Raw genomic sequence first — 19,503 nt, 5'->3', positions numbered from 1 at the left:
TAAATATAAACCTTGTTGCCCTTTTGCATGTCAAGCTCCGCAGCAGGCAGCCCTGTCTGCGTGTCCAGCAGCACCGTCTGTTCCGAAAAATGCAGCAGCAGTTTATCATAGCTTTCCGTTTTAACCAGCATGGACGAATATGCGCCCGACTTCATCTGCATTTCCAGCACAGTGGCAAATTCTCCCACCGGCGCATCTGCCCTTGCCGACAGCGGCTGTGTCGGCGGCTCCACCATCTCTGCCGCACTCGCCGGTATTCCTGCGGCGCACAGCACAGCGGCAGCAAGCAGAAGTGCAAACCATCTTCGTTTCATAAAATCTCCTCCTTTGCTGTTATATCCCCTTTGACGAGACAAGAGCAGTTTTGTTCCCGCAATGCTTCCTCTTCCCTTTCTTTTAGCGCCGGTTTTGCCCGAATGACAGACTCTCGGCATCTAACTTTTGCGGGGCGAAACATTATCGCTCATTACGGCAAAACGGCGCGGCCGTATGGGCCGCGCCGTTTCTCTTATTTTACTGCACCAGCGGATACTGCTCCAAATTGGACGGAGCGGTCACAGCAACTGCGTCGTCTGTTGCCAGCAGCTTTGTCTCGCTCTGTACCGTACCTGCAATATCGTCCGCTGCAAAGGAAAATCCAACCTTCTGCGACGCAATTTTGCCGCCTGCGGCAGACTGCGTCACCGTCAGTCCGCTGATCTCCATTCCGTCAAACCCGCCCACGGCGGCGCGGGCGGCGTCCAGCATTTCATCCAGCAGCACCAGTCCCTGCGCGTCATAGGTAAAGGTATAACTGCCCGCAGGCGATACGCTCATCGTTTCAATCATCGCAACCGGCAAGCGCGCATAGCCGGCAAATGCCAGCCGCTGCTGTTCGGCGGTCAGCGCGCGGCGCGAACGAACTCCGTCCTGCTTGAGATACCGAAAACCGCCCGCCGTATAGCTTTCCGCCGTAAAAGTCTTGTCTTTCGCGCCCGGGGCGGACATCGTCGCCACGCGCTCCGTCAGCGAGACAGACGCTGCCAGATCAACCGATATCGTTTCCTGGCTGCGCATCGCAAGACGCTCCGCATCCACCTTCAGCTCCTGGCGGAGCGACAGCGCATGCAGACTGTCCATCCCTGCCGTCGCGCTGCGATAGCGTGCATAGTCCGAAAACAGCTTCTGATACGGCGCCGCCGCAGTCCGTTCCACCGCCCCACTCCGCACAAGCTGGTCCAGCAGCGTTCCCTGCCCATCCTTCGGCGTGATAGACAGCGCGGTATAGCTTGCTGCTGCCAGATGGCCGCGCCGGAAATCCGCTTCATCCACTGTATAGGCATCATACAAACCGATCTTTTCGGCAAAGTCCAGCGTGCTTCGGTAAGTAAAATCGCCGTCCTGCTCGCTGTATCCCAAAGCCCGCAGCAAAAATGCCGCATACATCTGCGCGGTGCATCCATCTTCCGGCGCAAAGGAGGTTTCAGAAACGCCGCGCGTCAAATCATGTTCATATAAATACTGCACATAGGGTTTTTGCCACCCGGCAAGATCGGTAAACGGCGCGGTATAGTCCAGCGCTTTCGCTTGCTGCTCCCTGCCAAGCAGGCGCACCAGCATAGCCGCCGCTTCCCCGCGGGTCGGCGCACGGTCCAGCGCATAGCCGTCCCCCGTGCCCTGGAACAGGTTCATTTCCTTCAGATGATCGGCACAGGAGGTAAAATCCGCGGCAAATGCCGAAACCGTAAGCGCGCCGGCCAGCAGAGCGCCGGCACACACTGTACGAATCCATTTTTTCATATTGCAGTATCTCCTTCGGTTAAGCTCTTTATGATTATAGCACATGGGCGCATGTTTTCCAAGCACAAGCGGGCATACTACCATCACAAATGGAAAGGATGTGTCTGCCTTATGGCAAGCCTGCAAAAATGCGGTATTATCGGCGTCGGTTTTGTCGGCGCAACCTGCGCCTTCACGCTTGCAACATCGGGGCTTTTCTCCGAAATCGTTCTGATTGACGCCAATTCAAAAAAAGCCGAGGGCGAAGCGGCCGACATCAACCACGGCATTGCCTTTGCCAAACCCTGTTTTGTCCGCGCCGGCAGCTACAGCGATCTTGCCGAATGCGGCCTGATTATCATCGCGGCAGGCGCAAACCAGAAGCCGGGTGAAAGCCGTATTGCGCTTCTGGACCGCAACCGGCAAATTCTGTCTTCCATCATCGGGCAGCTGATGGAGGTCAATCAGTCCGCCGTTTTGCTGGTCGTTTCCAACCCTGTCGATGTACTCACCTATATGGCGCAGCGTTTGTCCGGCCTTCCCGCAGGGCGCGTCATCGGCTCGGGCACTGTGCTGGATACCGCGCGGCTCAAATACCTTGTCAGCCAGTATCTCGCCGTGGACAGCCGCAACGTACACGCCTTCATCATCGGCGAGCACGGCGACAGCGAGCTTGCCGTCTGGTCAAGCGCCAACGTCTCGGGCGTTGACCTGGCGGACTACTGCCGCATCACCGGACGGGACGACTCTTTTGACACCCTGCGGCGCATCTATGAAAATGTGCGCAGCGCAGCCTATGCCATCATTGAGGGCAAGGGTGCAACCTATTACGGCATCGGCATGGCCGTGCGGCGCATTGCCGAAGCCATTGTGCGCGACGAGCACTCCGTTTTGCCCGTCACCTCGCTGATTCACGGCCACTATGGTGTGGACGGGCTCTGCCTCGGCCTGCCGGCCGTGGTGGGCAAAAACGGCGCGGAAACTGTGCTGGATATCCCGCTGTCCGACACAGAACTGCATGCGCTGCAATCATCAGCCACCAAAATGAAGCAGCTCATTGGGCAGCTCGGTCTGTAACAAAAAACCGGAGCGGGAAAATCCCGTTCCGGTTTTTGTCATCGTATATGCAGCTTATGCAGCGGGCGCATCTGCGCCGCCAACCATTTCCTGATAGGTGTTGAGGTCGCTGGGCAGCGTTACCTTCACCTGATTGCCGAGCGCATTGATCTTGCTCTCAACGGTCATATCCATCTCAATCGTCTGGCCCTCGGCAGTTACGGACATCGTCATGGAAACGTTCATGGCAGAAAGCTTACCGTTCTTGACCTGTGCGCTGCACTTGACATTTTCCATCTTGATGGCAACGTCCTGCGCCGCAGGATCTGCGATGCCCATCTGACCAATGACGGATTCCACAAGGCCGTTCATCCCTGCGTCAGAGTAGGTGATGGTCGTCGTACCGCCGGCGGTCTGGATTGCGTCAATCAGGCAAATCGGCTCGGCCGACTGCATCTCGGTCATATCGCCCAACTGTGCCATGGCATCGTCAAAACTCATAGCCATCTTGACCTTTTCGCCGCCCATGTTCATATAATAGTAGCCATCCGTATAATAATACTCAATCGGCATATCCATCGTGTTCGGTTCGCCTTGCTCTACCATGGACGGGTCAAGCGTAATCTTGGTCGAACCGGTCATCGCAATTTTGGAGCTGTCCATCTTGGAGGTATTGATGTCCATCTTCATGCTCATCGGCATCTGCATGTCCATCAGCTTCTGGCCGCCGGCCTTCATGTTGGCCGTAATGCTCATCTCCATATCCGCCTTGGTGGCCTTGCTCACATCGAGGGACGCATCAAGGTAAGCGTCATACGCTTCAAAGAAGGACAGCAGGTCCGCCGCCTTATTCTTGTCAATCGCACCGTCCGCAACCAGTTTTTCGAGCAGCAGCGTATCCTTGCCGGCCACAGGCGTATGCAGCGCGGTCAGGCTCATCGCCGCAATATGGTCGCGCAGGAAAATCTTATCGCCCTGGGTCGCGCTCTGCGGCAGGCATGCAAAATCAGCAAGGCCGATAGAGAACGCATACGGAACCGCCTGACGGTATTCAAAATGATATTCCGCATCCGCCGCTTCGGAATACCCCAGCGAACGGAGCAGGAACGCGCTGTACATCTGCGCAGTGCACTTTTCCTCGGGCTCAAAGGTGGTGGCGGTGGCGCCGTTGGTCAGCTTGTTTTCATACAGATACTGCACATAGGGCTTCTGCCAGTTGGCCAGATCGGTGAACGGCGCGGTGTATTCCAGTTCCTTTGCCTCCGTCTCTTTGCCAAGCAGGCGGACCAGCATAGTCGCTGCTTCCGCACGGGTTGGCGCACGGTCAAGTTCGTATCCCTCTCCCGTACCCTGAAACAGGCCGATATCATGCAGCTTATCCGCACAGGAATCAAAGCTTGCAGCCCCCGCAGTCACAGCCAGGCCTGCCGCGACCAGCACTGTTGCCGCAAGCAGACGCAGTTTCTTTTTCATAAATAATTCCTCCTTTTATTTTGTCGCAGTGCATCCGACTGCTTTGCACATAGTTTAGCACATTGCTGTAAATTTGTAAATAAATTCATTGTATATTTGACAAATTAACAATTTATTCATAATTTTCGGCAGAAAAAACCGCTTCTCCCTGCCGGAGAAGCGGTTTTTTGTTTTTATACATCTTGCTGCTTGGGCACAACAACCATATGCGGGTAAGCAATTTCCACCCCTGCCCGCTCATATACCTGCAGGATTTCCTCCTGCACTGCGCACTTCAGGCGAAACGCCGTTGCATTATCCCGCGCCCACAGCGACGCGCGCAGCGTGACCGCGCTGTCGGCCAGGGCCAGCACAACAACCTGTACTTCCGGCGCACCCTCCGCCTTCTGATCGGGTGTGCGCACATCCAGATAATCCGGCTGCGCCGCCACGGTCTCCGCCAGCAGCTGCTTGGCAAGCTGTACGTTGGATTCATAGGTCACGCCGATCTCCAGAAAAACGCAGACGCGGCTGTCCGCATAGTCTGCATTTTCTACGATGGCGCTGTTCATCACGCTGTTCGGTACAATCACACGCTTATTTTCATAGGTGCGGATTGCAGTATGCCGCAGTGTGATCTCTTCAATCACACCGGAAATATTCGTATCCACACAGCGCACCACATCGCCGATGACAAACGGCTTAAACGCCAGAATCATCAAACCGCTGACTACGCTGCCCAGCGCCTCCTGCGCGGCCAAACCGCCGATCACTGCCAGAATACCGCCGGCAGCGAGCACCTTATTTACCCCCGCGCTCAGCGCAGGAATATTGGAAACGATCACGGCAAAGCCGGCAAAATACACCGCAGCCACCGCAATATAACGGAAAAACGCCAAAATCGTCGCGCTGCCGCTGTTTATTTTTTTCTGCCGCTCAATCAGCCGGCACATCAGCCGGTTAACCAGCCGTGAGGCAATCAGCGTCACCGCCACGGCTGCGGCCACAAACAGCGCGCCGAGCGCCAGCTCCGGCAGCCGGTTTTGCACAAAATTCTCCATCCATGCTGTCATTCCGCTACCTCCCCGGCACGCAGCGGCACCACCGTGCGCTTATAATCAGTACGCAATGCCCCAAACGACCATTTTGTTCGCAGGCTTGCCGCATACCGGACAGACATCCGCAATATGCTCCTGCTCAAACGGCATGCAGCGGGACGGCATACCGGTCTCTTCCTTGATCTTCTCCTCGCAGGCGCGATCGCCGCACCACATGGACTTGACAAAACCGATGTGATCCTTCAGGATCTCCTTCATCTCATCCAACGATTTGGCGGTGTAGGTGTGCTCCTCGCGGTTACGCAGCGCCTTTTCAAACAGCGCCTTCTGGATGTCCTCCAGCAGCGCCGGAATGGTTGCCGCCAGATCCTCAAACTTGCAGACCGTCTTTTCGCGGGTATCACGGCGGACGAGCACGCACTGACCGTTTTCGATATCGCGCGGGCCGACCTCCAGACGGAGCGGCACGCCCTTCATCTCATACTCGGCAAACTTCCAGCCGGGCGAATTGTCCGAAACGTCGATCTTGGCGCGGATGCCGGCCGCCTTGACGGTTTCCAGCAGTTCCTGCGCCTTTTCGGTAACGCCGGCCTTGTGCGCCGCCACCGGAATGACCACCAACTGGGTCGGCGCGATGCGCGGCGGCAGCACCAGGCCCTCATTATCGCCGTGGGTCATGATGATCGCGCCGATCAGGCGGGTCGAAACGCCCCACGAAGTCTGCTCCATATATTGCAGCGTGTTGTTCTTATCCGTATACTGCATATCGAACGCCTTGGCAAAGCCATTGCCGAAATAATGGCTCGTGCCGGACTGCAGCGCCTTGCCGTCGTGCATCATCGCCTCGATGGTATACGTCTTTTCCGCACCCGCAAAGCGCTCCTTCTCGGTTTTTTCGCCCTTGAGCACAGGGATCGCCAGATATTCCTCGCAGAAGGTGGCATACACATTGAGCATGCGCAGCGTTTCCTCCATCGCCTCTTCCGCAGTCGCGTGTACAGTGTGGCCCTCCTGCCACCAGAACTCACGGCTGCGCAGGAACGGACGGGTGGTCTTTTCCCAGCGGACGACCGAGCACCACTGGTTGTACAGCTTGGGCAGGTCGCGCCAGGAACGGACCGTCTTTGCGTAATGCTCGCAGAACAGCGTCTCCGAGGTCGGGCGCACGCACAGGCGTTCCTCCAGCTTTTCCGAGCCACCGTGGGTCACCCACGCAACCTCGGGTGCAAAGCCTTCTACATGATCCTTTTCCTTTTGCAGCAGGCTTTCCGGAATGAAGATCGGCATCGCGACATTCTCATGTCCGGTTGCCTTGAACATGCCGTCCAGCGTGTGCTGAATATTTTCCCAAATCGCCTGCGCATAGGGACGCATAATCACGCAGCCCTTGACTGAAGAGTAGTCAATCATCTCTGCCTTTTTGACGATATCGGTATACCACTGGGCAAAATCCACGTCCATGGATGTGATCTCGCTCACCAGTTTTTTCTTATCTGCCATGCGTATTTCACCTTTTCCTTGTCTGTTTCATAAAATAAGGTATCTGCTTCATTTCCGGCAGCCCTGCGCCGCATTCCGCCGGAATGGGGCTGCCAACAAACGATATGCGAGGGTTGCTTCATGAATTTTTCTCATTCTTTCTATGTCAAACCGGCTGCACGCGAGCTGGTCGATGCGGCATCCATTCTTGCGCCAGATCAGCGTCCCGCGCTGACAGGCACCGTGCTGGATGCCGCCGAACGTCCCGTCGAGGCGGCGCTTGTCACCTTTTATCTTGCGGACGCACCCACGAGGCCGGTCGGCGCCGTCTATACGGACGAACTCGGCCGGTTTGCCTTTGGCCCGCTCGAGGCAGGGCAGCTGTACCACGTCACCGTGTTCAAAGCCTCGGACGAAGTCCGCACCCTGCCATAGCGGTGCACAGAGAGAAAACGCTTACTTGAGCTTCTCCTTTACCTCATAGGTCAGCTTTTCGATAAACTCAGAAAGCTCCATCTGCGTGGTTTCGCCGGTCTTGCGGTCACGCACCGAGATAATGCCCTTTTCCTCGTCCTTGTCGCCAAGCACCAGCATATACGGTACCTTTTCGAGCTGTGCCTCGCGAATCTTCTTGCCGATTTTTTCATTGCGCGCATCCATTTCTACGCGGAAACCATGCTTTTCAAGCTGCTCCTTAATGGCGTAAGCATAATCAACGTTGCGGTCGGTCATCGGCATCATGCGAACCTGCTCAGGCGCCATCCAGGTCGGCAGAGCGCCCGCATACTCTTCAATGAGGTATGCCAGCGTGCGCTCGTAGCATCCCATCGAGGTACGGTGGATGATATACGGCGTTTTCTTCTGACCATCCGCGTCGGTATACTCCATGCCAAACTTCTGGGCGAGCAGCATGTCAATCTGAATTGTAATGAGCGTATCTTCCTTGCCGTGGACATTCTTATACTGGATGTCCAGCTTGGGGCCATAGAACGCTGCTTCGTCGATTCCAACCACATAATTTACACCCAGATCATCGAGGATGTGCGCCATGGTGTTCTGCGCCAGTTCCCACTGCTCCGCAGTGCCTTCGTACTTATTGCCCGGATTTGCCGGATCCCACTGCGAGAAGCGGAAAGTACATTTTTCAAGCAGGCCGAGCGTATCCAGACAATACTTTGCCAGATCCAGGCAGCCCTTGAACTCTTCCTCGAGCTGATCGGGACGAAGGATCAGATGTCCCTCAGAAATGGTGAACTGACGCACGCGGATGAGGCCATGCATCTCGCCCGAATCCTCATTGCGGAACAGGGTCGAGGTCTCGCCCAAACGCATCGGCAAATCGCGGTACGAACGGGCGCGGTTCAGGAATACCTGATACTGGAACGGGCAGGTCATCGGACGCAATGCAAAGCATTCCTTCTCCTCGTCATGCGGGTCACCCAGAATAAACATGCCATCCAGGTAATGATCCCAGTGGCCGGAGATGCGATACAGGTCGCGCTTTGCCATCAGCGGGGTCTTGGTCAGCAGATAGCCGCGCTTCTGTTCCTCATCTTCAATCCAGCGCTGCAAAATCTGAATGGTGCGCGCGCCCTTCGGCAGCATGATCGGCAGTCCCTGTCCGATATAGTCAACCGTCGTGAAATACTCCAGCTCACGGCCCAATTTATTATGGTCACGCTTTTTTGCTTCCTCGACCGCTGCAAGGTAGGCATCCAGCTCATCCTTCTTCGGGAAAGCCGTGCCGTAGATACGCTGGAGCATCTTGCGGTTGGAATCACCGCGCCAGTATGCACCCGTCGCACTCAGCAGCTTGATTGCGTTGCCCTTGACGCGGCCGGTGGAGTCCAGATGCGGGCCTGCGCACAGGTCGGTAAAGTCGCCCTGCTTGTAGAACGAAATCGTCGCATCCTCGGGCAGGTCGTTGATGAGCTCGACCTTGTACGGCTCGTCCCGCTCCTCCATGAACTGAATCGCCTCTGCGCGCGGCAGCTCAAAGCGCTCAAGCTTGAGCTTTTCCTTGCAGATTTTCTTCATCTCGGCTTCGAGCGCGTCCAGATGCTCCTGCGTGAAAGAGAACGGCGCATCAAAATCATAGTAAAACCCGTTCTCAATCGCCGGACCGATGGCAAGCTTTACTTCCGGATACAGACGCTTGACCGCCTGCGCCAGAATATGCGAAACCGTATGACGATAGGTATCGCGATATTCCGGATTTTCAAACGTATACTTGTTTTCTTCGGACATGGTAGTTCCTCCTTAAAACTTTACGGGGCAAAAGAAAAACTCCCACCCCTAACGATGTGTCAGGGGTGAGAGTATAAATCCCACGGTTCCACCCTGCTTGCCCTCCGCCCTTTTCAGGCGCGGAAAGCCGCTCGGAAGCCCGTAACGCGGACAAGACGGCACGGCATACTGCATGGTTCCGCCGTGCGGCTCGGGAATCGGTTCTGCCCTCCCCACGTCTGCAAACGCTTTCAGCCGCGGCGTTCACTCTCTCCAAAACGCTTTCCGGGTACTGACAGGATTTCCGTCATCGCTTTTTTGTTATGAATGTTCCTATTTTATACCCAAAACGCCGCTTTGTCAAGCGTTTCGCCGCTATTCTTACACCGCCTTCTCATACCGGCCGACGAACAGAAGCTCCCCTGCCGCGTTATCCCGAATGGCAAAGTAGAACGGTTCATCCGCGGTAAATTCACGCACCAGCGCGGGACGCTCGGGCATCGCCGAACCGGCGCCATCCATCGCGGCGGTCACAGCGGCCGCTTCCGTCCCCTTTTCGTCCACGGCGATGTAGGTCTTGTGCAGCACCGTATCCAGAAAATGCTGTTTGTCCGGCAGCCCCGTGGGGTCCAGCATCGCGGTCAAATCTGCCTGCTCCGCATCATATGCCGTTTGAACGCCGAGCGCCCGCAGCGCGTCATCCAGCGCCGCGCCGTACTCCACCTTGAACTTGGGCACGGCCACTCGAATCTCCCCGCTGCCCTTGGAAAAGTCCGCGCTGTCCAGAAAATGCTGCACGTCCAGCCCCTTGTCCGCCTTGATGAGGTACATGCTGAAATCCGCATCGCGGAAAAATTCCCAGTTGTCGCCCTCCGCATTGTCCACCGCGTACTTGCGGTAATCCATTTTCAGCGCCTGCGCGCCGGGCGTTGCGTAATAGCCGAAAGAATCGGTCTGGTGCATCATATCGACCTTGGCCTTTGTACCGTCCGCATTGGTGAACTCCGCCTTTTCCGTCCGCCGGGCGGGGAACTCCTTTGCCCATGCCGCCTTGAAATACACGGCATTGACCAGCGCCGTTACAAATTCGCGGTTATCCTCGGTCAAAACGGACGGAATTTTGCCGTGCGTCTTTTCGTTTACCCATGCGTTGACCCGCTCGACCGAATTCCGGTTTGTGACCTCCTCTGCCGCGGCGCGGTAATTGTCCTCCATTTTGCGCGCAAACTCCGGCAGAAATTCGCCTTTTCCGTCAAACCAGCTCTGGTTGAGCCACAGGGAATTTGCCGTTTCCAGCGACATGATGCGCGCATAGCTGTCATAGGTCGCGAGCAGCTCCTTGATGCTCTGGTTGAACGCATCCAGATCGTCGATACGCAGGGCGGTGAGCAGCTCCTGCTGCGTTTCGCCCTTTGCGCCATTTGCCAGCATCGCCAAGCACATCCGGATGGAATACGGGGAAACCGCCCAGTTGTCCTTCGTTTCCAGTTTGCGCACCAGATCGTCAGCAAAGGCCGGCTGTTCCGGCGCGATGATCGCACTGGCCTGCACAGCGTTTGCCGCCGCGATCCACTGCGCAGCCTCTGTACCGGATACCAGACCCTCCGGCCGGAAATCCAGCGCATCGCCCGTGTCGATCACGCGATACAGCCAGCATTTCATCACGCCGTCCTGCGCCCATGCGGCAACATTGTCCATTTGGGGCGCGCCGGTGCCGCAACCGGCGGGCAGCTCGGTGTAGCGGTAATCCAGATACCGTCCCAGAAAAGCCGCCGCTTCCTGCCGGGTGATGGGAGCGTCCAGTCGCAACGCGGCCTTATCCCCCGCGCCGCTGCCGTTGAGAATCCACTTGGCAAACGCCCACTTGGCCGCGGCGTCTGCTTTGGCGCCGTCCGTAAAATATGCCTCCATTTGAATCCATGCGCTGTCTTCCAGATTTTCTCCCGCGCTCTGCGCCAGCGCCTGCAAAAAATGACCGCGCGTCGCCGTCTTGGGCAGATCTGCCGGCCGCGCCGCCGCACCCGCGCCGATGGGAAGTGCCATGCACAGCATCAGCGCCCACGCCAGAATCTTCTTTTTCATCAAAGCTCCCTCCGTTCTCTGTTGTTTGTCCGGTTAGACGCGCAGCCTTCCGGATAGTTCCCTGATTTGCACAAAAAAGCTCCCAAAAGGGAGCTTTTTTCACAGTTTGAGCGCTTCGTCTTCAATACAGGCCGTAATGCGTGTATAAAACTCCTGCTTCTGCGCTTCACTTTCAAACGCGGAAAACGGAACAATCACAGCGGAAAATTCGTCCACAAACACATAGTAATGCCCTTCGTCGCTCGCAGTGCGCTGAACGGCGGCATACTGATACACGGTATCTTCATTCTCCCCCACCAGTTCAAACGAATCATCCCGCAGGATGAGCGTTTTTGCGCCGCATACCTGCTTGTTATTTGCACGGCTCAAAATCCGGTCCACATTCTTGATTACCTTGCGGCGCATATACCAGGGTGTGCCAAAAAAACACACCGCCGCCATTGCGGTATACACCGCGATGGACCACACGTTCAGCGACCCCAGCCAGTACATCAGCGCCGTGCCGCCCACAATCACAAGCGCCGCCGTGCCGATGCGCGTCATTTTGATGCTGCGCTGCACAACCGCGTTATGATTAAAATAATTCAGGTTAAAATCAATATAGTCCTGTCGGGTAATATCGTAATGCAACTCCATGCGAAAAACTTCCCCTTTGTTCTGTTTTCCCTATTGTACCCGATTATACAGACAATTGCAAGCCTATCCGCAGCCTGCATACACTTGACGCACACTGCCGCCTGGGGTATGATAAACCATATATCCGCATAACAGGAGGCGATGCCATGACGCGCTCGCTCCGGCGGGCATTCATCTGGCTCGCCGCACTGCTGTACGCATGGTTTGTGCTGCTTGATTTAACCGCGTGCGGCAACAGCGTACCCATTAAATTTGCAGCCATCTTGCTGTGCCTGCTGGCCGCGCTGGGCAGTCTTCGCACGGTGGACGGTCGTCTTACCGCCCTTGCGCTCACGCTCACAGTGGGGGCGGACTGGTTTCTGTTGGTGCTGGACCGGCACTACCTTGCCGGCGTTCTTCTTTTTTGCGCGGTGCAGCTTGTTTATCTGTGCCGCCTTGCATGTTTGCGCGGGCGCCTCGTCCGCCCGCTGCTTGCGGTACGATTGCTGCCGCTTGCGCTGCTCCCGCTCGGCGCAGATGCACTTTTTTCCGCCGCTGCATTCTATTTCACCGGACTGGTCTGCAATGCAGCCGAAGCCTTTTCCCTGCGCCGTCAAAGCCGGCGGGCTGCCGTTTTTGCCCTTGGCCTTGCGCTGTTCATCTGCTGCGACCTGTGCGTCGGCGCATGGAACATCGGTCTGCAAAACAGCTTTACGCGCGTTGCCATGTGGCTGTTTTACCTGCCCTCGCAGGTTTTGATTGTGCTTTCTGCACAGATTGGAGAGGAAATATGAAACCATCAAAAGCCCTGTCCCTGCTGCTTTCTCTTTGTCTTGCGCTGTTCTGGCTGACAGCGGCCGTATCCGTTCCCATTCTGTGCCGCCCGTTCTACTATGCGCAGGCGGACGCGCTGGAGCTGCCTGCACAGACTGGGCTGGACCGGCAGACCATCCGCGAAGCGTATGACGATGTCATGGACTACCTGGTGTGGGACGAACCGTTCGGCACCGGAGCCCTCAAGTGGTCGGAAAGCGGAAAAGCCCATTTTCAGGACTGCAAGGCGCTGTTTCAGCTGAATTTTGTCCTGCTTGGGTTTTCCGCTGCCGTACTTGCGCTACTGGCGCTGCTGCGCAGGGCAGGCCGGCTGCCTTTCCATCGTTTTCTCGGCCGCAGTCCCGCGTTCTGGGCCGCAGCCGGGCTGACATTGCTGTTTTTGCTTGCCGCAATCTGGGCGCTTTTGGACTTTGACAGTCTGTTTACCGCTTTTCACCGCATCTTTTTCCCCGGCAAAACCAACTGGATGTTTGACTGGCGCACCGATGAAATCATTCTGATTCTGCCCGAGGCTTTCTGGGCACGGACGGGCGCGCTTGTGCTCGGCATTTCGCTTGGCGGAGCATGGCTGACCGCGGCTGCGGCGCACTGGCTCTCAGCACGGCGGAAATAACGCCATTTACTGCATACAAAAGCATCCCCGCGCGGCTGAGGCCGCGCAGGGATGCTTTTCTGTTTATCAGAGCCCGCCTGTTACGCCGAGCACTTGTCCGGTAATAAAGGAAGCTCTGTCTGAACTCAAATAGAGGATGCTGTCCGCAATCTCTGCCGCCGTGCCAATGCGGCAAAGCGGCGTTTCATCCGCCAGTTCACGCATGGTTTGTTCGCTGTGCATCGCGTTCATGTCGGTATCAATCACGCCCGGCGCAACGCAGTTGACGCGAATCCCCGACGGCCCGAGTTCCAGCGCCAGCGACTTGGTCAGTCCAATCAGCGCAGCTTTGCTTGCGGCATAGTGGCTCTCACACGAAGCGCCGTACTGTCCCCACATGGAGGAGACGGTAACAATACTGCCGTTTTTTCTGTGCAGCATATCCGGCAGCGCCGCGCGCACCGCGCGCACCGTGCCCAGAAGGTTCACGTCCAGCATGCGCTGCCAATCCGCGTCCGTCAGGTCCTGGAACATTTTCTGCTCTGCGATGCCAGCATTGCACACCAGCGCATAGGGCGCGCCCAGCCGGCCGCAAGTCTGCGCATAGGCAGCCTGCACGGCGGCTCCGTCCGACGCATCCGCGCAAACGGCCAGCGCCCCCGTTTCCTCTGCCAGCTTTTCTGCCTGCGCCGCGCTGCTTCGATAGGTAAACGCCACGCGCCAGCCTTCCGCTGCAAAAACGCGCACACACGCCGCCCCAATGCCGCGGGAGCCGCCCGTAATCCAAACTGCTTTCCGCATCAGATTGCAACCGTTTGCTGCGCTTCAAACAGGTCCTGTTCCAAATCCTTTTGACGCGCCAGACCTTCTTCAATATCCAGATCGGTCACACGGTTATCGTCAAATACGATAACGCGGTTGGACTTTCCTTCCTCCAGCGCCTTCACCGCCTCATAGCCCATACGGGTCGCCATGGTACGGTCGCGCGCAGAGGGAGAGCCGCCGCGCTGAATATGTCCCAGAATGGTCACACGCGTATCAATGCCGGTTGCCTCATGAATCCGGTCAGCCACTTCCTGCGCCGAACCGTAACCCTCTGCCACAATAATAATGTGATGGTTGCGGCCCTTAATGCGGCCGACGCGCATCTTTTCAATAATTTCCGTATCAAAATCCAGCTCACGCTCAGGCAGGCAGATTGCCGTTGCGCCAACCGCACAGCCAACATGCAGCGCCAGATGGCCCGCGCGGCGGCCCATTACCTCAACCACCGAGCAACGCTCATGCGACTGCATGGTGTCCCGCAGCTTGTCGATACATTCAATTGCCGTATTGCAGGCGGTATCAAAACCAATGGTATAGTCCGTGCAGACAATATCGTTGTCAATTGTGCCGGGTACGCCAATGCACGGCACCCCCTTGCGGGACAGTGCCTGCGCACCGCGGAACGTACCGTCACCGCCGCAGCAGATCAATCCGTCAATGCCAAGGTATTTGCAGGTGTCCGCAGCCTTTTGCAGCCCCTCCTCGGTCATCATTTCCTTGCAGCGGGCCGTATACAGCATCGTGCCGCCCTTGCGGATGATGCCGTCCACACTGCGCGCCTGCATTTCAATGATATCGCCGTTAATCAGGCCGCTGTATCCGCGGCGGATGCCCAGCACGGAAATATCATGCGCCGACGCGGTCCGCACCACGGCGCGGATGAGCGCATTCATGCCGGGCGCGTCTCCTCCGCTGGTCAGTACGCCAATTCTGCGAATCTGCTTATCCATAATAAGCCTCCCATATCGGTATCTTTAAATTCTTGATAAAAAACATGTTTTTCAAACGCACGTTTCTCTTACTGCATTATAACATCTTCTTCGCCCAAGAGAAAGCGTAATTTTTCCAGAAGCTGCACATCGGGCTGGCACCAGTACTGCCGCGCCGCCAGTTTGCGCTTTTTCGTATCCATCGGATAGAGGTATACCGGCGTATCGCCCGGCTGCGTCTGCAAAATATCCCTGATTTTCGGCCACTGGCCGCTGTCCATACTGGCAATGCGCAAAAACAGCTTGCGCGGCGCAAGCTGCGCCGCCTGACTGCCGCTGAAAACCGGCTGCTGCGGATTTTCTTTTTGCAGGGCAACGCTGACCGCGCTCTCGGTCAGCGGCTGCGCCTCGTCAAGCAGCACTTTGGGCGCTTCATCTTCCCGCGCATCAATTTTACCGGTCAGCAGCACAGCGCTGTCCTCCACCAGATAGGCGCCGCATTTTTGCAGCGCGCGCGAGAAAACAACCAGCTCAATCGCCGCTGTTTCGTCCTCTGCCGTCACATAAGCCATCATCGAACCGTTTTTGGTGGATTTGAGCCGCACATGCGTGATAACGCACGCCAGCCGAACCGTCATGCCGTCCCTGTACAACGGTTCCGCGCTCTCGCCCGCCAGATCGTCAATAATCCGCCGGATGGGCGCGGCTTCCGCTTTGCGGGACAGCGCGCGGTATTCGTCCATCGGGTGGCCGGACAGGTACAGCCCTGTCGTCTCCTTTTCCATGGCGAGCAGCTCCCGCTTGGAGACCTCCGGAATATCCGGCAGCGCAATCTGGCTGTCCTGCACTGCGTCATTGCCCATGCCGAACAAATCCATCTGGCCCTCTATATTCTTTTTGCGGCTCTGCGCAATTGCGTCAACCACCGCGCCCGCAATTTGCAGCAGCTGGCTGCGGCGGCCGCCCAGTGAATCAAACGCGCCGGCCTTGATCAGATTCTCCAGCGCGCGGCGGTTGAGCTCCCTGTCATACATGCGCTCGCAGAAATCCTGAAAAGAAGCAAACAAGCCGTTCGTCTCACGTTCCTGCACCAGCTGCTTCATAAACGAGCGGCCAACGCCCTTGACCGCCGCAAGGCCAAAGCGAATATCCTGCCCTGAGACCGAAAAACCATCGTCCGACTCATTGACATCCGGCGGCAGCACGCGGATATCCATTTCCCGCGCGGCCTGAATATATTCCGAGATCTTATCCGAAGAATCCAGCACGCTGGTCAGCAGCGCCGCCATATACTCCCTCGGGTAATGACACTTCAGGTACGCGGTGCGGAACGAAACCACCGCATAGCACACGGCATGCGCCTTGTTGAAGGCATAGTTGGCGAAATCCATAATTTCGTCAAACAGGCTGGCCGCAACCGCCTCGGGTACACCGCGCTTAACCGCCCCGTCAATCCCCTGCGCCTCGTCGCCATGGATAAACGTGACGCGTTCCTTTTCCAGCTCCTTCATTTTCTTTTTGCTCATCGCGCGGCGCACCATATCCGCCTTGCCGAGCGAATACCCCGCCAGCGACTGGAACACCTGCATGACCTGCTCCTGATAGATCATGCAGCCGTAAGTGACTTTGAGGATCGGCTCAAGCAGAGGGTGCTTGTACGTCACCTTTTCCGGATGATGGCGGCACTCAATATACCGCGGGATAGACTGCATCGGCCCCGGCCGGTACAGCGCCACAACCGCCGTGATATCTTCAATTGACTGCGGACGCAGGCCGGTGACGACATTGGTAATACCCGCGCTTTCAAGCTGGAACACGCCCATTGTCGAGCCGCGGCCGAGCATCTCATAAGTCGCCGGATCGTTCATATCCACCTTTTCGATATCGAAGTCCGGCGTATGGCGGCGGATCATCTTTTCCGCATCCGCGATGACCGTCAGGTTGCGCAGGCCAAGAAAGTCCATCTTGAGCAGCCCCAGCTCCTCCAGCGTGACCATGGTAAACTGCGTGACCATCTGCTCATCATTACGGGCCAGCGGCACATAGGTATCCACCGGGTCCTTGGTGATGACAACGCCCGCGGCATGGGTCGAAGCGTGCCGCGGCATGCCTTCGAGCGCACGCGCGGTATCAATCAGCTCCCGCACCTGCGGTTTTTCGTCATACATCCTTTTCAGTTCAGGATTTACAGACAGCGCTTTATCAATGGTAATGTGCAGCTCGTTCGGCACCTGCTTGGCCACCACGTCCACCTCGTTATAGGGAATGGACAGCGCCCGCCCTACGTCGCGTATCGCGCCGCGCGCCGCCATGGTGCCAAAGGTGACGATCTGCGCCACCCTGTCCTTGCCGTATTTGTCCGTGACATATTCAATGACTTCCGGCCGGCGCACATAACAGAAGTCCACGTCGATATCCGGCATGGAAACGCGCTCCGGATTGAGGAAACGTTCAAAATACAGGGAATAGTGGATCGGGTCCAGGTCTGTGATGCCAAGACAGTAGGACACAATTGAGCCTGCGGCCGAGCCGCGCCCCGGCCCTACCGGTATGCCCTGCCGCTTGGCGTAGCCGATAAAATCTGAAACGATCAGAAAATAATCGACAAACCCCATCTTGGCGATCATGTCGATCTCATATTGCAGCCGCTTGCGCACGGTGCCGTCATCCTCCGGATAACGCTGCGCAAAGCCTTCCGCACACAGCTTTTGCAGGTATTCCAGCGCCGTGTATCCCGCAGGCACATCAAATTCCGGCAGATGGTATTTGCCGAACTCAAATTCCACCTGGCAGCGCTCCGCGATCTTTACGGTGTTGGCCAGCGCCTCGGGATGCTCAGGAAACAGCGCCGCCATCTCGTCCGCGTCCTTGATATAAAACTCCTGCGTTTCAAACTTCATGCGGGTCGGGTCGTCCACTGTCTTTCCCATTTGAATGGACATCAGAACGTCCTGAATCTTGGCATCCTTTCGGGTCAGGTAGTGCGCGTCATTGGTGGCAACAAGGCCAATTTGCAGTTCTTCCGCCAGGTTGTACAGGCCATCGTTGACTTTTTTCTGCACAGCAATGCCGTGGTCCTGTATTTCCAGATAGAAGTGATCGCGGTCAAAAATCTCCAGAAACTGCTCGCACATTTCATACGCGCCGTCCATATCGCCGTCTGCCAGCGCGCGCGGTATCATGCCGGCAAGGCACGCCGACAGGCAGATCAGTCCCTCGCTGTGCTGCCGCAGCAGCTCCATATCAATGCGCGGCTTCATGTAAAATCCCTCAGAGAAGCCCAGCGATACCATATGGATCAAATTGCGGTAGCCGGTCATATTTTCACAAAGCAAAATCAGATGGCTGTGCCATTCCCCGTTCACATAGCTGCGGTCCAGACGGGAACGCGGGGCAACATACACCTCGCATCCAATCACCGGATGGATTCCCCTGACCTTGCAGGCGCGGTAAAAATCAATCACGCCGTACATCACGCCGTGGTCGGTCAGCGCGCAGGCAGTCTGCCCCAATTCCGCTACGCGGTCAACCAGTCCCTCAATCCGGCACGCGCCGTCCAGCAGGCTGTATTCACTGTGTACATGAAGATGTGCAAAAGGCGTCATTTTATTCTTCCTCCGCTGCGGAAAGCTCGGTTATTTTTTTCAGCCGGTGGCTGAGGCCCGGCTTGGAAATGGGCGGGTCAAACCGCGCCGCCAGCTCAGCCAGGCTGTCGGTCGGATAGGCCAGACGCAGGCGCACTGTCTCCCGCAGGCGCTCTGGGAAGAACGCCTCCCCATGTGTGCGCAACACACGCTGTATCGCCGCCACCTGCCGGGCCGAGGCATCCGCCGCTTTTACCATGTTGGCGGTTTCACAATTTACCTGCCGGTTGATGGTGTTGCGCAGCGTTTTTTCCACCTTGGCTTCCATCAGCTCCATCGCCGCGCGCGGCGCGCCGATGCTGGTCAGAAAATCCTCAATACTCGCCCCGTCTTTAAAATACAGCACATATGTGCTGCCGCGGCGGGTCATCTTGGGAGACAGATGCAGGTCCAGCAGCAGGCTTGTTTCCTCCCCTGCAAGGCTGTGCCGCGCTGTTTTGAGCTCCAGATGGCTTTTTTTATCCGGTCCCGCCACAGTGCCCGCCATCAGGAACACGCCGCGCAGAAAAGCTGCAATACAGCAGTCTTCCTCCAGCACGTTCCGATTGATATGATAAGTTACATGATTTTTCAGGTCGTATCCAAGCGCGTCAAAAATATGGCCCAGCTGCTCTGCGTGTTCCAGCACAAGCTGTATTTTGCTCCCCGCCTGCCTCGGCGCACAGTCCACAGAGAAAGCGCGCCGCAGCAAAAGCTGCAATCTGCGCGCGATCTCCGCATTTTCCGTATTCAGACGAATTTCGCGATGCGAAAAAATGGTTGCATGCAGCAGGGCTCCATATGCCTCCGCGCGGATGCAGCACGGCCGATGCATTGCCGCCCGGCAGAGTTCATTTTTCACCTGGGTCGAAAAGGACATAGTCCGCTCCTTTAACTTGCTTTACCTGTGATAATCGCGGTGCATGGTGATCACGCCGTATTCCCTGCCGCGCAGGTGTTCGCTCAGCGCTTCG

At 56.9% G+C, this 19,503-nt stretch carries 16 protein-coding genes; 4 read left to right on the top strand and 12 right to left on the bottom strand.

Annotated features, from left to right (window positions below):
- Positions 1-314 (bottom strand): hypothetical protein (locus ACOYIE_RS03170; protein ID WP_433410712.1); only part of this gene is annotated, 314 nt, incomplete at its 3' end.
- A gap of 199 nt (positions 315-513) precedes the next feature.
- Positions 514-1,779 carry an S-layer homology domain-containing protein gene (locus tag ACOYIE_RS03165; RefSeq protein WP_433410711.1) on the bottom strand — a complete coding sequence of 422 codons (1,266 nt, stop codon included), beginning with the start codon at positions 1,777-1,779 and terminating at the stop codon, positions 514-516.
- Between the two features lie 111 nt (positions 1,780-1,890).
- Between ACOYIE_RS03165 and ACOYIE_RS03160 the strand changes: the two genes are divergently transcribed.
- Positions 1,891-2,835: an L-lactate dehydrogenase gene (locus ACOYIE_RS03160; RefSeq protein WP_433410709.1), complete on the top strand. Its 945-nt coding sequence runs from the start codon at positions 1,891-1,893 to the stop codon at positions 2,833-2,835.
- A gap of 54 nt (positions 2,836-2,889) precedes the next feature.
- On the opposite strand, the gene ACOYIE_RS03155 is transcribed toward ACOYIE_RS03160, so the two are convergent.
- The 3 genes from ACOYIE_RS03155 to proS form a co-directional block, all read right to left on the bottom strand.
- Entirely contained in the window at positions 2,890-4,287 is a 1,398-nt protein-coding gene (locus ACOYIE_RS03155) for a DUF6612 family protein (protein ID WP_433410708.1), read from the bottom strand.
- A gap of 173 nt (positions 4,288-4,460) precedes the next feature.
- Positions 4,461-5,339: a mechanosensitive ion channel family protein gene (locus tag ACOYIE_RS03150; protein ID WP_433410706.1), complete on the bottom strand. Its 879-nt coding sequence runs from the start codon at positions 5,337-5,339 to the stop codon at positions 4,461-4,463.
- Between the two features lie 45 nt (positions 5,340-5,384).
- Positions 5,385-6,824 (bottom strand): proline--tRNA ligase, encoded by a 1,440-nt coding sequence (gene proS, locus ACOYIE_RS03145; protein ID WP_433410704.1) that lies wholly within the window; start codon positions 6,822-6,824, stop codon positions 5,385-5,387.
- A 120-nt stretch (positions 6,825-6,944) separates the two neighbouring features.
- Here proS and ACOYIE_RS03140 point away from each other — a divergent pair, with 120 nt between their 5' ends.
- A complete protein-coding gene (locus ACOYIE_RS03140; protein ID WP_433410703.1) occupies positions 6,945-7,238 on the top strand; it encodes a carboxypeptidase-like regulatory domain-containing protein in 294 nt (97 codons plus the stop codon).
- Between the two features lie 21 nt (positions 7,239-7,259).
- On the opposite strand, the gene thrS is transcribed toward ACOYIE_RS03140, so the two are convergent.
- From thrS to ACOYIE_RS03125, 3 genes are all read right to left on the bottom strand, one after another.
- A complete protein-coding gene (gene thrS, locus ACOYIE_RS03135; protein ID WP_433410701.1) occupies positions 7,260-9,050 on the bottom strand; it encodes a threonine--tRNA ligase in 1,791 nt (596 codons plus the stop codon).
- A 360-nt stretch (positions 9,051-9,410) separates the two neighbouring features.
- Complete coding sequence (locus ACOYIE_RS03130) at positions 9,411-11,111, bottom strand: serpin family protein (RefSeq protein ID WP_433410699.1); 1,701 nt, start codon at positions 11,109-11,111, stop codon at positions 9,411-9,413.
- A gap of 99 nt (positions 11,112-11,210) precedes the next feature.
- Positions 11,211-11,747: a YcxB family protein gene (locus tag ACOYIE_RS03125; protein ID WP_433410697.1), complete on the bottom strand. Its 537-nt coding sequence runs from the start codon at positions 11,745-11,747 to the stop codon at positions 11,211-11,213.
- Positions 11,748-11,893: 146 nt separating this feature from the next.
- On the opposite strand from ACOYIE_RS03125, the gene ACOYIE_RS03120 reads away from it, so the two are divergent.
- Together ACOYIE_RS03120 and ACOYIE_RS03115 are read left to right on the top strand one after the other, a co-directional pair.
- Complete coding sequence (locus tag ACOYIE_RS03120) at positions 11,894-12,520, top strand: lysoplasmalogenase family protein (RefSeq protein WP_433410695.1); 627 nt, start codon at positions 11,894-11,896, stop codon at positions 12,518-12,520.
- A complete protein-coding gene (locus ACOYIE_RS03115) occupies positions 12,517-13,173 on the top strand; it encodes a TIGR01906 family membrane protein (protein WP_433410693.1) in 657 nt (218 codons plus the stop codon). The genes ACOYIE_RS03120 and ACOYIE_RS03115 overlap by 4 nt, the downstream gene beginning before the upstream one ends.
- Positions 13,174-13,239: 66 nt before the next feature.
- On the opposite strand, the gene ACOYIE_RS03110 is transcribed toward ACOYIE_RS03115, so the two are convergent.
- The 4 genes from ACOYIE_RS03110 to whiA form a co-directional block, all read right to left on the bottom strand.
- Complete coding sequence (locus tag ACOYIE_RS03110) at positions 13,240-13,953, bottom strand: SDR family NAD(P)-dependent oxidoreductase (protein WP_433410692.1); 714 nt, start codon at positions 13,951-13,953, stop codon at positions 13,240-13,242.
- On the bottom strand, positions 13,953-14,927 hold the full coding sequence (pfkA, locus tag ACOYIE_RS03105; protein WP_433410690.1) for a 6-phosphofructokinase: 975 nt from the start codon (positions 14,925-14,927) through the stop codon (positions 13,953-13,955). Before pfkA ends, ACOYIE_RS03110 begins: the two co-directional genes overlap by 1 nt.
- A 68-nt stretch (positions 14,928-14,995) precedes the next feature.
- A complete protein-coding gene (locus ACOYIE_RS03100; RefSeq protein ID WP_433410688.1) occupies positions 14,996-18,511 on the bottom strand; it encodes a DNA polymerase III subunit alpha in 3,516 nt (1,171 codons plus the stop codon).
- 1 nt (position 18,512) lies between these two features.
- A complete protein-coding gene (gene whiA, locus ACOYIE_RS03095) occupies positions 18,513-19,409 on the bottom strand; it encodes a DNA-binding protein WhiA (protein WP_433410687.1) in 897 nt (298 codons plus the stop codon).
- Between the last annotated feature and the right edge of the window lie 94 nt (positions 19,410-19,503).

This window comes from Agathobaculum sp. (genome assembly GCF_050946325.1).
GTDB lineage: Bacteria > Bacillota > Clostridia > Oscillospirales > Butyricicoccaceae > Agathobaculum.
This window is presented reverse-complemented; position numbering and strand designations above follow the sequence as displayed.

Excerpts from the sequence above, each read along its gene's own strand:
- ACOYIE_RS03165 (WP_433410711.1), bottom strand. The coding sequence starts at position 1,779 with ATGAAAAAATGGATTCGTACAGTGTGTGCCGGCGCTCTGCTGGCCGGC.
- ACOYIE_RS03115 (WP_433410693.1), top strand. The coding sequence starts at position 12,517 with ATGAAACCATCAAAAGCCCTGTCCCTGCTGCTTTCTCTTTGTCTTGCG.
- whiA (WP_433410687.1), bottom strand. The coding sequence starts at position 19,409 with ATGTCCTTTTCGACCCAGGTGAAAAATGAACTCTGCCGGGCGGCAATG.
- proS (WP_433410704.1), bottom strand. The coding sequence starts at position 6,824 with ATGGCAGATAAGAAAAAACTGGTGAGCGAGATCACATCCATGGACGTG.
- ACOYIE_RS03150 (WP_433410706.1), bottom strand. The coding sequence starts at position 5,339 with ATGACAGCATGGATGGAGAATTTTGTGCAAAACCGGCTGCCGGAGCTG.
- ACOYIE_RS03155 (WP_433410708.1), bottom strand. The coding sequence starts at position 4,287 with ATGAAAAAGAAACTGCGTCTGCTTGCGGCAACAGTGCTGGTCGCGGCA.
- thrS (WP_433410701.1), bottom strand. The coding sequence starts at position 9,050 with ATGTCCGAAGAAAACAAGTATACGTTTGAAAATCCGGAATATCGCGAT.
- ACOYIE_RS03160 (WP_433410709.1), top strand. The coding sequence starts at position 1,891 with ATGGCAAGCCTGCAAAAATGCGGTATTATCGGCGTCGGTTTTGTCGGC.
- ACOYIE_RS03130 (WP_433410699.1), bottom strand. The coding sequence starts at position 11,111 with ATGAAAAAGAAGATTCTGGCGTGGGCGCTGATGCTGTGCATGGCACTT.
- ACOYIE_RS03120 (WP_433410695.1), top strand. The coding sequence starts at position 11,894 with ATGACGCGCTCGCTCCGGCGGGCATTCATCTGGCTCGCCGCACTGCTG.
- ACOYIE_RS03140 (WP_433410703.1), top strand. The coding sequence starts at position 6,945 with ATGAATTTTTCTCATTCTTTCTATGTCAAACCGGCTGCACGCGAGCTG.
- ACOYIE_RS03100 (WP_433410688.1), bottom strand. The coding sequence starts at position 18,511 with ATGACGCCTTTTGCACATCTTCATGTACACAGTGAATACAGCCTGCTG.
- ACOYIE_RS03125 (WP_433410697.1), bottom strand. The coding sequence starts at position 11,747 with ATGGAGTTGCATTACGATATTACCCGACAGGACTATATTGATTTTAAC.
- ACOYIE_RS03110 (WP_433410692.1), bottom strand. The coding sequence starts at position 13,953 with ATGCGGAAAGCAGTTTGGATTACGGGCGGCTCCCGCGGCATTGGGGCG.
- pfkA (WP_433410690.1), bottom strand. The coding sequence starts at position 14,927 with ATGGATAAGCAGATTCGCAGAATTGGCGTACTGACCAGCGGAGGAGAC.